Raw genomic sequence first — 12,166 nt, forward strand, 5'->3', positions numbered from 1 at the left:
TCACCCCAAAATCGATGGCCCATTTTTGGACCTCTCCATGAACCGCTTTTGCGCATCCGTCTCTAACTTTTTTTTTAGGATCTTGATGTCCAGGCTCGCCTCGCCCAGTGCTTTTTTCAATTCCTCATTCTCTTTGCGCAGGCTGTCCAATTCCACCCGTGTGTAGAGATCCCCTTCGGTTTTAATTCCCATGGTCGCCCCTCTCATCGCATTATTCCGCCACCGATGGAGTTGCCCAGCCAGGATCCCGTAGCGGCGGGAGAATTCGGACGATTTCAATCCCGATTTCTCCCATTCCTGAACAATAACCGCTTTTTGCTCGCTTGTCAAAAGGCGCCGTCCTCGGCTATTTCGTTTCGCTCCGTTCAATAGTTCTTCCAGCATTTCTTCCTCCTTCCGGAGGCTCTAACTGGTTCGAAAATTCAACCGATTACAAACAAGTGCGCTCCGAAGAGAACCAAGTTTTCCCTTAACGGACGCTTCTTTTGCTTTCCAGATTAAATCCGCCATTTTCGGTATGGCAATGGCGCTCAATAGGCCAATGATCACCGATACAAGCATCAGTTCGATTAGGGTGAATCCTTTTGACTTCGTGAAGCAGGCCATGGCTCTTCCACCCTCCATTTTGAGTTTCCCCTCTTAAGCTTAGGTCCCCCCCCCCCCGCCTTGTCAATGGGAAAACGGCGGGATCGTCACTGTTAAACTTAATAGAATGGGGGTATGACTTTACAGGGTTTGACAGTTTTGGTGGTGGGTGGGGGGGCGGCGGGGATGATGGCGGCTCTCGTTGCGGCGGAGCGGGGGGGGCGGGTGGTTGTGTTGGAGCGGCTGGGTCAGCCGGGGAAGAAAATTCTTCTGACCGGGAACGGTCGGTGCAACATTACCAACACGCGGCTGGAGTCTGCTTTCTATCATGGGGCTCCGTTTTCGTTTACGGATCGGGTGCTTCGGTCGTTTCCTCCTCCCTTAACCATGGAATTCTTTAAATCCTTGGGATTGGTTTGCGTGGAAGAAGAGGGGGGGCGGGTTTATCCGTCTTGTGGGCAGGCTTCGGCTGTGTTGAGCGTTCTGCGGTTTGAAATGGAACGGCGAAATGTGCAGGTTCACTGTGGGGCGGAAGTCCGCCGTCTTTCTTCGGATGAGAAAACGTTTAAAGCGGAAACCAAGGACGGTCGATCGTTTTTGGCGGACCGAGTGATTGTGGCCGCTGGGGGGAAGGCGTATCCCCAATTGGGGTCCGATGGCTCTGGGTTCGATCTCCTGGCCGCCTTGGGCCATCGGGTAATCCCCCCCTTCCCTGTTTTGGTGCAACTTAATTTGCAGGGGTCTTTCCTTAAAGAAGTGGACGGCGTTCGTTTTAATGGGGGGGCCGCGGTTGTATCCCATGGTCAAGTCATGCGGGAAGAGGTTGGTGAAATTCAACTGACGAGCTATGGGGCGTCGGGGATTCCTATCATGGACCTGAGCCGCGCGGCGGGGGAATGTCTTCGAGACAAGCGCCCCGCCCACTTGGAACTGCGACTTCTTCCGAACCGCGCTCCCCAGGACATTTTGGCGGACGTGCAAAACCGAATTTCATCCCGTCACGATGAAACCTTGGAACGCGCCCTGGTGGGGATTGTTCACAACAAGATCATTCCCGTTCTCATTCAAATGGCAGGATTTAAAAATAGGCATGTTGCCTGTCGCCAGGCCCCGGCTCAAAATGTGGAGAATTTGGCGGGGTTGTTAAACCGTTGGTCGTTCCTCATCACGGGGACGCAAGCGTGGGATCGGGCCCACGCCACGGCGGGTGGTGTGGATTCAACGGAAATAGATCCGGGGACACTGAGATCCAAAATTGTCCCTGGGCTCTTTCTGGCGGGCGAGGTGGTCGATGTGGACGGCGATTGCGGTGGGTTCAACTTGCAATGGGCTTGGTCTTCGGGGTATGTGGCGGGCCTTCATGCCGCCACCCCTTAGGTGATTCGCCTTCAGGAGCTGAGGCTCCCTGTTGGGCACACGGAGGAAGACCTCAAAAAAACGGTGGGGAAAGTTTTGAACGTAGATCCCCGCACCTTCCTTTCCTTTCGGATTCACCGTCAGGGGGTGGATGCGCGACACCTTCGACAAGTCATTTTGGTTTACAGCATCGATGTTCATGTTTCCAACGAAGAGGTTATCCTCGCTCAAAAAATTCCCCATGTATCCCTGGTTTCCGATGTCCCCTATTCGGTTCCCCGGGTTTCCAACTCAATACAACCCCGGCCCCTGATTATCGGTACCGGGCCCGCTGGTCTCTTCGCTGGTCTTGCGTTGGCGCGGGCAGGAGCTCGGCCCTTGCTCCTGGAGCGGGGGCAACCGGTCGACGAGCGGGTAAAGGATGTTCAACAGTTTTTGTTGGAGGGTAAATTAAAGACCGAGTCGAACATGCAATTCGGGGAAGGGGGGGCTGGTACTTTTTCCGATGGGAAATTGAACTCGTCCGTGAATGATCCCCGTTGTCGTTGGGTGTTGGAGAAGTTGGTGGCCGCTGGGGCTCCTTCCGAAATACTCTACAAAGCAAAACCCCATGTGGGGACCGATCATCTCCGGAATACTGTGAAAAAGATCCGGCACGATATTATCTCGCAGGGGGGCGAATTTCGTTTCGGAACCAAGGTGACGAATTTGGTGGTCAAAGAGGGGCGGGTGGTGGGGGTTCAGGTGAACGGGGGGGAAGTGATCGAATGTGTGGCCGTTGTGTTGGCCATTGGGAACGCCGCGCGGGATACCTTTGAGATGTTGGTTCGCAACGGGGTGGGCGTGGAAGCAAAATCCTTTTCCATTGGGGTTCGCATTGAACACACTCGGACACTCTTGGACCGGAGTCTTTATGGGGGGTTTGCGGGGCACCCCCAGTTGGGCGCCGCCGATTACAAAATGGCTCACCACGGTACTGGCGGGTATAGTGCCTACACCTTTTGTATGTGTCCTGGTGGGGTGGTGGTGCCGGTGGCTTCGGAAGAAGGGGGCGTGGTTACCAACGGCATGAGCACGTTTGCCCGGAACCGTCCCAACAGCAACAGTGCCCTGATGGTGGGCGTCTCTCCCGCGGATTTCGGCAACGACCCTTTGGCGGGGGTGACTTTCCAACGGAAATGGGAACAGAAAGCTTTCGGGGTCGGTGGTGGCGGGTATCAGGCGCCTGTTCAACGGGTGGAAGATTTTCTGGCCCGGCGCCCATCCACCCGTTGGGGCTCGGTATCGCCATCCTATAAGCCCGGTGTGACACCGGCGAATCTTTGGGATTGTTTGCCGGACTATGTTTGCAAGGGGTTGTCTGAGTCATTGAAAATGTTTGATCGGCGGATTAGGGGGTTTGCCCATCCTGACGCGCTCTTAACGGGTGTTGAAACCCGCAGTTCTTCGCCTGTGAAAATACGGCGGGACGATTCGTTTCAAAGCAACCTGCGTGGGCTGTACCCGGCTGGGGAAGGGGCTGGTTACGCTGGGGGAATTATGTCGTCGGCTGTGGATGGGTTGCGGGTGGCGGAAATGATCGTGTCGAACGCTGGGGTCATGTAGGTCGGGTTGTTTCCCTGGTCATGGGCGCGGGCGGTTCTATTGTCCTGCTATTAATGGGATAATCCTTTTAACGACAGTCGACCGGAGCCTAAAATGAAAAAACGAATCATTATTGTGGGGGCGGGGCCGGGCGGGTTGACGGCAGGGATGTTGTTGGCGAGTCGGGGTTTTGATGTGTCGATCTTTGAGTCGAAATCAACGGTCGGGGGACGGAGCTCGGGGCTTAAGGTCGGGCCCTACACCTTTGATGTGGGGCCCACCTTCTTGATGATGGATTTTGTCTTGAAAGAGGTTTTTCAGGCGGCGGGGCGGCGCGTGGAAGATTACCTTTCCCTCATGCCCTTGGACCCTCTCTATCGCCTTATTTTCGATGACCGCGAAATCGAAATGACGGGCGATCGGGACCGGATGCGGAAAGAAATCGAACGGCATTTCCCTGGCAACGGGGCCGGATACGATCGGTTCCATGTGGAGGAAAAGGCCCGGTTCGAGGCCCTCATGCCCTGCTTGACGAGGGATTATTCCTCCCTGTCCTCCTTTCTCTCGCTCACCCTGGCCAAGGCGGTCCCTCACCTGGGTTTAGGGAAGAGCGTTTTTCAGAACCTTTCCCGCTATTTCAACGACGAAAAGCTTGTGCTCTCCTTTACCTTTCAGTCGAAATATCTGGGGATGTCGGCTTGGGAATGCCCGGCTCTTTTCTCGATGCTTCCTTACGTGGAACACGCCTTCGGGATTTATCACGTCCGGGGAGGTCTTCATAAAATATCCGAGGCCATGGCCCGGGTGGTGGAAGAGGCGGGGGGGCATGTGCACTTGAACACACCGGTCAAGACCCTGTTGTTCGATGGCGATGCGGTGGTGGGCGTGGAGCTAGAAAATGGGCAAAAGGAAATGGCGGACGCGGTTGTTTTGAACGCGGATTTCGGTCACGCCATGACCCGCCTGGTTCCCCCGGAGCGGCAAGGCAAATACACCCCTGAACGATTGAAAAAGCGGGATTTCTCTTGTTCTACCTTTATGATGTACCTGGGGGTCAACCAAAAGGTCCCGATGAACCACCACACGATCGTGTTCGCGCGGGATTACAAGCGGAACGTTCGGGAGGTGTTTAAAGAAAAAGTTCTTTCCAGGGACGATTTCTCTTTCTACATTCAAAACGCTTCCGTCACCGATCCCACCCTCGCCCCGGAGGGAAAGTCGGCCCTCTATGTTTTGGTGCCGGTTCCCAATCAAAAGTCCGGTTTGAATTGGGAGCGGGAGAAAGGGCCTTTTCGGGAGAAGGTCCTCCGGTTGATTGAGGAACGGACGCCGCTCAAGGGGCTTTCCTCCCAAATCGAAGAAGAACGCATCGTCACGCCCGCCGATTGGGAAAACCAGGGGCAAGTTTACCTGGGGGCCACCTTTAATCTGGCCCACCGGTTTTCGCAAATGCTTTACCTCCGTCCCCACAACGAATTCGAGGAGTTTCGCAACTGTTACCTGGTGGGCGGCGGCACCCATCCGGGCAGTGGTCTCCCCGTTATCTATGAGTCCGCGCGGATTTCCTCTGACCTGATCTCCCGTAAATTCAACGTGCCGGTTCCCGTCTCACCGGGACGTTGAGGCCTCTGGTCGCTTCCGGAGCGTTGATGGAAAATGGGACGGCTGAAGAGATGCTGTCGGCCGCCCGGGCGGCTTCTGTCCTTTGGCGCGACACTCCCCTGTCGAAACGAACGGGTTTTCTCCGGGCGTTTCGGGGTCGCGTGGTGGATGAATTGGATTTGATCACGGAGACTCTCAAGGTTGACGCTGGGAAGCCTTCCGTTGAAACGATTCTAAACGACGTCCTGCCGACCCTGGAAATAGCCACTTACTTGGAGCGTCGCGCCGGGGAGATTCTGCGTTCGGAGCGTCGACGATCGACCTTTTTTTATCCACGTTCTCGGTTTACCCTGGAATACCACCCGCGGGGCGTCGTCCTTGTGTTGGCGCCTTGGAATTTTCCTTTTCAACTGGCCCTGGTCCCCACCCTTTCGGCCCTCGTGGCGGGGAATGGGGTCCTCTTAAAAGTGTCGGAGCGGATGCCGGGGATGGGGCCTCTTTTGCAAAATCTTTTCAATAAAGCTGGTTTTCCAAAAAACGTTGTGCAGGTGGTCACGGGGGGGCCTGACATGGGGGAAGCTTTGGTCCAAGCCGGTCCAGACATGGTCTTCTTGACCGGGAGCCAGGCGACGGGCCGGCGCGTCATGAAAATGGCGGCGGACCGGCTGATTCCCTTGGTTTTAGAATTGGGTGGCAAGGACCCCATGATCGTTTTCCCGGACGCTCCCTTCGATCGGGCCGTGGAAGCCGCTGTTTATGGAGCCTTCGTGAACGCGGGACAAGTCTGCGTGTCCGTGGAAAGGGTTTTCGCCCATCGGTCCCTGTTCGACCGTTTTGCCGCCGCCTTGGTTCGCCGGACGGCGGCCCTTCGCTTGGGCTCTGATGTGGAATCGGACGTGGGGCCCCTGATTAACGAGGGACATGCCGACCGATTCCGTCACTTGGTTCAGGACGCTTTGGACAAGGGGGCCCGGGCACTGACGCCCGTGACCATCCAAGGCCGCCGCGCCGCGCCTGTTATTTTGACGGGGGTGGATTCCCGCATGAGGCTTTGGGAAGAGGAGGCCTTTGGCCCCGTCCTCCTGTTGGCACCTTTTCAAAGCGAGGACGAGGTCGTCGGTTTGGCCAACGGAACCTCCTACGGGTTGAACGCCAGCGTGTGGACCATGGATTTGGCCAAGGGCCGTCGGGTGGCTTCGCGCTTGGAATGCGGGAACGTGGCGGTCAACGACGTCATGAAAAACATCGGCAACCCGCACATGCCCTTTGGCGGGGTGAAGGCCAGCGGTCTCGGTCTTTCCCACGGGCCGGAAGGGTTGAGAAGTTTTTGCAGGCCCCTCTCCCTCATGGTGAACACAGGCCGCTGGCCCCGTGAACCCAACTGGTTTCCTTACGGACGGAAACTCTTGAGGGATTTAAAAATGATGTTCGCGCTTATTTTTTCCACCAAGTCCTGGGGCCGGCGGTTGGTGGACGTGGTGAAGCTGGGGCGCGCTTATCGTCAAGAACTTCGGAGGACGAAAAATGAAAAATAAGAGAACGCAGAAAGTGGTTGTCGTGGGCGGCGGGTTGGGGGGGCTCTCGGCGGCGATCTCGTTGGCCACGGAAGGGTTTTCCATCGATTTGTTCGAGAAAAACGATAAGCCGGGCGGCAAACTGAACGTGCTGGAGAAAAGTGGATTTCGGTTCGATCTGGGGCCTTCTATCCTCACCCTCCCGCATCTGTTTGAAGCCCTGTTCACCAAGGCCGGTAAATCCATGGGGGACTACGTTTCTTTCCAGGAAATCAAAACCCATTGGCGAAACTTTTTTGAGGACGGGTTTGTTTTCGATCTTTGTTCCGATATGCGGGAACAGGAAATAGAGTTGTCCAAGTTTCCGTCAGACCAGTCCCGGGGCTTCTTTCGTTTTCTGGAGTATTCCCGGGACCTTTGCAAGATCACCGAAGAGGGCTACTTCGCCAAGGGCTTGGATAGTTTTGGGGAATTGGTCCGCCATTACGGTCCCTTGAAAAGTCTCGCACGCTTCGATCCCCTGCGCTCCTTGGACGCGGGCGTTCGGCGGTTCGTCCAGGAGCCTCATCTGGTGGATACGTTGAATTACTTCATCAAATACGTGGGCTCCTCCCCCTACAAAGCGCCGGCCTTGCTTAACCTCCTGCCTTACGTGCAATTCGGTTACGGGCTTTGGTATGTGCGCGGGGGGATGCATGCTTTGGCCAAGGGGATGGAGCGGCTCCTGACGGAACTGGGCGGCCGGATCCACTACGGAGCGGAGGTGACGGGCCTGGCAACCCAAGACGCGCGGGTGACGGGCGTGGTTCTTCAGGAAGGGCGGGAAGTGCCGGCGGACATCGTTGTGTCCAACATGGAAGTGATCCCCGCTTATAAGAAACTCACCCGGGAGTCGCCGTCTTTTCTTGCCCGTTACAATAAATACGAGCCCTCTTGCTCCGGGCTCGTCCTTCATTTGGGGGTGAACCGTCATTATCCTCAAATGGCCCATCACAATATTTATCACTCCGCCGATGCCCGCCGACACTTTGAGTGCGTTTTTGAAAAACGCGTATTGTCCGAGGACCCTACGCTCTACGTTGTGGCTCCGTGTAAGACCGACCCTTCCCTGGCCCCGGAGGGATGCGAGATCATTAAAGTCCTCCCCCATATTCCCCACTTGAAAGAGAAAGACCCCATTCCCATGGCGGACTATCACGCCCTGCGGGAGAGGGTTTTGGTGAAACTGGAACGGCTGGGGTTGAAAGACCTTCGCAAACACATCGTGGTTGAGGAAATGTGGACGCCTCACGACATTGAGACGCTTTACGGATCGAACCAGGGGTCCATCTATGGCGTCGTATCGGACCGATGGAAAAATTTGGGGTTCAAGGCGCCGCAGCGGAGCGCGAAATACGAGAACCTTTATTTCGTTGGAGGCAGCGTCAATCCCGGTGGAGGCATGCCCATGGTGACCTTGTCGGGGCAATTGGCCCGGGACAAAATCCTTCAGGATATTACCAATGGCCGGTTGTCGTTTTAACGGTTTCTTTTGCGTCGCCTTGTTGGTGACGCCGGCGGCATGGGGGGCGGAGAGTGGCCGGTTGAATGTGACGGTGGATTCTGTCGCGGATTCTTCCGCTACCCTGCGGGTGTGCCTTTTTACCTCTCCCGAGGGTTTCCCGGGCGATCCCCGGCGGGCTTTTCACTGCGCGTCCGTGGTTCCTGTCGCGTCGTCAAGCACGGTGGTTTTTGACGGGGTTCCTTTCGGGCCGGTGGCGGTGAGCACTTACCAAGACATGAACGGTAATGGCACTCTGGATAAAAACTTTATTGGAATTCCCCTGGAGCCTTTGGGCGTGAGCGGAACGGCGCCTGTCTCCGCTGGAAAACCTCGCTATGAAAAAGCGGCTTTTCCATTTAACCTGGACGGCGCCGAGGTTCGGGTGGAGTTGAGGGACCCGAGGAGAAAGGCGAGCCCTTGATGAATTTCTTTGGTGCGGAGATTTCCCTCTCCATGGTGTTGCACGGGTTATTGTGGTTCGTGGGTTGGTTGGTTTTTTGTCGTGTTCGGAAACTTCCGGTCGCCCGTCCGGGAGTGGAGGGACGCCGCCTTTCTGTTATCATCCCCGCGCGCGATGAGGAAGAGAACATCGTCCCCCTCTTGGATTCGCTCCGGAAAGGGACCATTCTTCCGGGAGAGGTGATCGTGGCCGACGACCACTCCTCGGACCGGACGGCGGATAGGGCTCGTTCAGGAGGGGCTCGGGTTGTTGCTTGCCGGGAGGCTCCTGCGGGGTGGCAGGGGAAAACGTGGGCCTGCGCCGAGGGGGCGCGGGACGCCCAGGGGGAATTTCTTCTCTTTTTGGACGCCGACACCCGGTTGGAAAAGGAGGGATTGGCCAAACTCCTTTCCCGCGGGGAAAGTGCCGACGGAGCGCTCTCCCTCCCGCCTTACCATGATGTCCAAAAACCCTATGAGTCCCTCTCCGCCTTTTTCAATTTGGTCCAAATGATTTCCTCGGGGGCTTTTACGATTTTTCCGTCTGTCAGTATGAAGCGGCTCTTCGGCCCCTGCCTGCTGATCCGGCGATCGGACTACGACCGGGTGGGTGGTCATTCCGCGGTGAAAGACAAAATCCTGGAACATTTTTTTTTATCTGAAATCCTTTTGCGGGAAGGGGTTCCCCTGGGCATCGCTTCCGGCGAAGGCGTGCTTCGGTATCGCATGTACCCGAACGGATGGGGAGACCTTGTGAAAGGGTGGAGCAAGGCCTTTGCCGGTGGCGCGGCGGGCACCTCCTGGCTTTTGCCGGCCGTCATCGCCTGGTTCACCGGGGCCCTGGGCACCGCCCGCCACCTCCTTTCGGTGGGTGTGGTTGGGCCGTCGTCCCTTATGCCTGTGCTTGTTGTCTTTTACGGGCTGTACGTGGTGCAGATCCATTGGATGCTGCGCCGAGCGGGCCGATTCGGTTTCTTCACGGCTTTGTTCTATCCCGTTGGAATGGCGTTTTTTGTTGGGATCATTGTGTATTCCACCGCGTTGAAAGTTTTTGGCCGCCAAGTTTCTTGGAAAGGACGAAAGACGTCTTCATGAGGATCCTCGCCCTTCCCACGTTGTGGACTGTGCTGTTGGATATCGTGGCTTGGGGGGCCATCCATATGGGGGTTTCTTACCTTATCACCCAGGTCCCTCGAGCGCGTTTCGACCCCCGTCGGTTCCCCTTTCGCCCGTTTTTTGGGGAGACTTTTGTGATCTACGAGCGGGTGTTCCGTGTCAAAAGTTGGAAGTCTCTCGTTCCCGATGCAGCTCCTTGGTTCCCTTCGGGGTTTGCCAAACGCTCGTTGGCCGATCGTTCCCCCGACTATTTATTTGCTTTCTCGCAGGAAACCTGCCGGGGGGAAGTTGCCCATTGGGTGACGATGGGTTTTGCCCCACTCTTTTTTCTTTGGAACCCGGCGTGGGTGGGGGGATTCATGGTTTTTTATGCGGTGGTGGCAAACCTTCCGTGCATTCTTATTCAGCGCTACAACCGAAACCGCATAGGGCGGTTGGTTAAATAAAGTTTGGTTGGGCTGTTTGAGAAAATGAAAATGTGTTTTGAAGGGACCCCCGGTCTCGTAGGCATTCACACGGACTCGTATTCCCTCTCCCCAGTGGAAAGGGAATGGCTATTCTATGGAGCTATGGGCTGGACCGAAATCCCCACTTATGAGATCGCCGCGCGAATGTGGTGAAGCGGTGCGCGCTTGGGGAATACCTAATTAACTAAATGCGTCCCTCTCTCACTCAGGCGGAGGATTACGGCAGGGGCCACGATTGGAATCCCCCTGACACCAAATACTGGGCTTTCCCTCCCACCGCCGCCTCGAGAAATATCTGGTCCTTCGGTGGTCACGGGTTTGAATATTCCGTCATTTTTGTACATAATACTTCAGTATTCTTGAAGGATTGGGAGATTATGAAAGAAGCCGGAAATCGCCTTTTTGCCATCGCCGACCTTCAGCAGGGCCACTTCACTTCGAAGCAAGCCCAAGGTGCGGGGTTTGCTTACAGTACCCACTCCTACCACGTCAAAGTCGGAAACTGGGTTCGGGAGTATCGGGGAATCTATCGGCTGGCCCAATACGCCGAAGCGGACAGGCCGGACCTTGTCCTGTGGGCTCTGTGGTCAAGGGATCGAAAGCGGGATGAACCCCAGGGCGTTTACTCCCACCAAACCGCCCTAAGCCTTTATGAGCTTTCCGACCTCATGCCGGCGAAGCTCCACATGACCGTCCCGCCCGGTTTCCACCGTGGCGGAAAAATCCCCGACGTTTTGGCACTCCATCGGTCCAAACTCCATAAGGACGAGGTCGATTCCCGGAGAGGATTCCGGGTGACACGACCTCTGCGCACCGTAGCCGATCTGATTCGGAAAGATTCCGTATCGCGTGACTTCCTTGTACAAGCCATGAAGGAGTCCCTTAAACGGGGTCTCCTTAGCCGGAGCGAAATTGAAAAGTCTCCCCGTCTTTCCACGGCTGTCCGTAAAAAAATGTGCGCAATCCTTAAAGAGATCGGCCGGTGAAAGAAATTCGAACTTACACGACCGCCGCCGCTTTTCGCCGGGCGTTGGAGGACAGGCTCAGAATTTTAGCTCTGAACGAAAAGGTGGACTTGCAACGCCTGCGGAAGGAGGTCGCGTTTGACCGCTTCCTGGCCCGGTTGTTTCATTCCAATCGTCCGCCCTGGATCTTGAAGGGTGGATACGCCATGGAACTTCGGATTAAGGAAGCCCGGGCGACTCGAGACATTGACTTGGCCCTCCGGGAAACGCTGTCCAAGCAAAAAGGACTTTCCCAAAATCTGACGATATTGGAGGCTTTGAGAGAGTCCGCCCGGAACGATCTGGGTGACTTTTTTACCTTCCTGGTGGGCGAGCCCACGCGAGACATGGACGCGGCCCCCTATGGCGGCGCGCGGTATCCCGTTGAAGCGCGAATGGAAGGAAGAGGTTTCATTAATTTCCACCTGGATGTTGGCGTCGGCGACGTGGTTCTGGAGCCGCTGGAATTCACGGAAGGCCGGGACTGGTTGGCCTTCGCGGGGATTGAAGGGCGACGGTTTCCAACCCTATCAAAGGAGCAACAGTTTGCGGAGAAAATACACGCTTACACGTTACCGAGGAAGAAAGCCAACACGCGGGTGCGGGATTTAGTGGATATGGTTCTCCTTCTACGGGCCGAAAACATGATACGTGATAAAATCGCCAAAGCGGTTCGGGCCGTGTTTGCTCGACGAAAAACCCACCCCATTCCTTCCGTTCTGGTTGCGCCGCCTCCGGCGTGGAAGGGGCCCTACACCGTTTTGGCGAGGGAGTGCGGCCTGACAGGGAACCTCGAAGAGGCATTCCAAGGGATTGCCCATTTCTTTGCCAAATCGATGATTCGCTAGCTCCTCACCAGGCGCAGTTACCGCAGATGTTTACGATGACCCAGCTGTTGGCATTGTTGCAAACGCACAACCCTTTGGAGCTGGCGAGGGGTAATGTGGCGGCGACGCC

12 protein-coding genes are annotated in these 12,166 nt (G+C 56.2%); 10 read left to right on the plus strand and 2 right to left on the minus strand.

Annotated elements, in window-relative coordinates; translation table 11 throughout:
* The gene (locus JNK54_10220; protein MBL8024634.1) at positions 1 to 384 is read right to left on the minus strand and encodes a transposase; all 384 of its coding nucleotides are present in this window, start codon (positions 382 to 384) and stop codon (positions 1 to 3) included.
* A gap of 21 nt (positions 385 to 405) precedes the next feature.
* Positions 406 to 606: a prepilin-type N-terminal cleavage/methylation domain-containing protein gene (locus tag JNK54_10225; protein MBL8024635.1), complete on the minus strand. Its 201-nt coding sequence runs from the start codon at positions 604 to 606 to the stop codon at positions 406 to 408.
* 114 nt (positions 607 to 720) lie between these two features.
* Here JNK54_10225 and JNK54_10230 point away from each other — a divergent pair, with 114 nt between their 5' ends.
* The 10 genes from JNK54_10230 to JNK54_10275 all read left to right on the plus strand — a co-directional run bounded on the left by JNK54_10230 (position 721) and on the right by JNK54_10275 (position 12,057).
* Positions 721 to 1,962 (plus strand): aminoacetone oxidase family FAD-binding enzyme, encoded by a 1,242-nt coding sequence (locus tag JNK54_10230; GenBank protein ID MBL8024636.1) that lies wholly within the window; start codon positions 721 to 723, stop codon positions 1,960 to 1,962.
* A complete protein-coding gene (locus JNK54_10235; GenBank protein MBL8024637.1) occupies positions 1,963 to 3,546 on the plus strand; it encodes a hypothetical protein in 1,584 nt (527 codons plus the stop codon).
* Positions 3,547 to 3,639: 93 nt separating this feature from the next.
* Positions 3,640 to 5,148 carry a phytoene desaturase gene (gene crtI / locus JNK54_10240; GenBank protein MBL8024638.1) on the plus strand — a complete coding sequence of 503 codons (1,509 nt, stop codon included), beginning with the start codon at positions 3,640 to 3,642 and terminating at the stop codon, positions 5,146 to 5,148.
* A gap of 26 nt (positions 5,149 to 5,174) precedes the next feature.
* A complete protein-coding gene (locus JNK54_10245; protein ID MBL8024639.1) occupies positions 5,175 to 6,662 on the plus strand; it encodes an aldehyde dehydrogenase family protein in 1,488 nt (495 codons plus the stop codon).
* Positions 6,652 to 8,163: a phytoene desaturase gene (crtI, locus tag JNK54_10250; GenBank protein MBL8024640.1), complete on the plus strand. Its 1,512-nt coding sequence runs from the start codon at positions 6,652 to 6,654 to the stop codon at positions 8,161 to 8,163. The genes JNK54_10245 and crtI (JNK54_10250) overlap by 11 nt, the downstream gene beginning before the upstream one ends.
* A complete protein-coding gene (locus JNK54_10255; GenBank protein MBL8024641.1) occupies positions 8,144 to 8,605 on the plus strand; it encodes a DUF2141 domain-containing protein in 462 nt (153 codons plus the stop codon). Before crtI (JNK54_10250) ends, JNK54_10255 begins: the two co-directional genes overlap by 20 nt.
* Positions 8,605 to 9,717, plus strand: a complete 1,113-nt coding sequence (locus tag JNK54_10260; protein ID MBL8024642.1) for a glycosyltransferase — start codon at positions 8,605 to 8,607, stop codon at positions 9,715 to 9,717. Before JNK54_10255 ends, JNK54_10260 begins: the two co-directional genes overlap by 1 nt.
* Positions 9,714 to 10,184, plus strand: coding sequence for a glycosyl-4,4'-diaponeurosporenoate acyltransferase (locus tag JNK54_10265; GenBank protein ID MBL8024643.1), 471 nt, complete (start codon positions 9,714 to 9,716; stop codon positions 10,182 to 10,184). The genes JNK54_10260 and JNK54_10265 overlap by 4 nt, the downstream gene beginning before the upstream one ends.
* A 209-nt stretch (positions 10,185 to 10,393) precedes the next feature.
* Positions 10,394 to 11,191: a type IV toxin-antitoxin system AbiEi family antitoxin domain-containing protein gene (locus JNK54_10270; GenBank protein MBL8024644.1), complete on the plus strand. Its 798-nt coding sequence runs from the start codon at positions 10,394 to 10,396 to the stop codon at positions 11,189 to 11,191.
* The gene (locus JNK54_10275; protein ID MBL8024645.1) at positions 11,188 to 12,057 is read left to right on the plus strand and encodes a nucleotidyl transferase AbiEii/AbiGii toxin family protein; all 870 of its coding nucleotides are present in this window, start codon (positions 11,188 to 11,190) and stop codon (positions 12,055 to 12,057) included. Before JNK54_10270 ends, JNK54_10275 begins: the two co-directional genes overlap by 4 nt.
* Positions 12,058 to 12,166: the final 109 nt, after the last annotated feature.

The sequence above is a fragment of the Elusimicrobiota bacterium genome (assembly GCA_016788905.1).
Lineage (GTDB): Bacteria > Elusimicrobiota > Elusimicrobia > FEN-1173 > FEN-1173 > JADKHR01.

What these genes read in the sequence shown, in the direction of transcription:
- JNK54_10220 (MBL8024634.1), bottom strand. Translation starts at nt 384, where the DNA reads ATGCTGGAAGAACTATTGAACGGAGCGAAACGAAATAGCCGAGGACGG.
- JNK54_10225 (MBL8024635.1), bottom strand. Translation starts at nt 606, where the DNA reads ATGGCCTGCTTCACGAAGTCAAAAGGATTCACCCTAATCGAACTGATG.
- JNK54_10230 (MBL8024636.1), top strand. Translation starts at nt 721, where the DNA reads ATGACTTTACAGGGTTTGACAGTTTTGGTGGTGGGTGGGGGGGCGGCG.
- crtI (MBL8024638.1), top strand. Translation starts at nt 3,640, where the DNA reads ATGAAAAAACGAATCATTATTGTGGGGGCGGGGCCGGGCGGGTTGACG.
- JNK54_10245 (MBL8024639.1), top strand. Translation starts at nt 5,175, where the DNA reads ATGGAAAATGGGACGGCTGAAGAGATGCTGTCGGCCGCCCGGGCGGCT.
- crtI (MBL8024640.1), top strand. Translation starts at nt 6,652, where the DNA reads ATGAAAAATAAGAGAACGCAGAAAGTGGTTGTCGTGGGCGGCGGGTTG.
- JNK54_10255 (MBL8024641.1), top strand. Translation starts at nt 8,144, where the DNA reads ATGGCCGGTTGTCGTTTTAACGGTTTCTTTTGCGTCGCCTTGTTGGTG.
- JNK54_10260 (MBL8024642.1), top strand. Translation starts at nt 8,605, where the DNA reads ATGAATTTCTTTGGTGCGGAGATTTCCCTCTCCATGGTGTTGCACGGG.
- JNK54_10265 (MBL8024643.1), top strand. Translation starts at nt 9,714, where the DNA reads ATGAGGATCCTCGCCCTTCCCACGTTGTGGACTGTGCTGTTGGATATC.
- JNK54_10270 (MBL8024644.1), top strand. Translation starts at nt 10,394, where the DNA reads ATGCGTCCCTCTCTCACTCAGGCGGAGGATTACGGCAGGGGCCACGAT.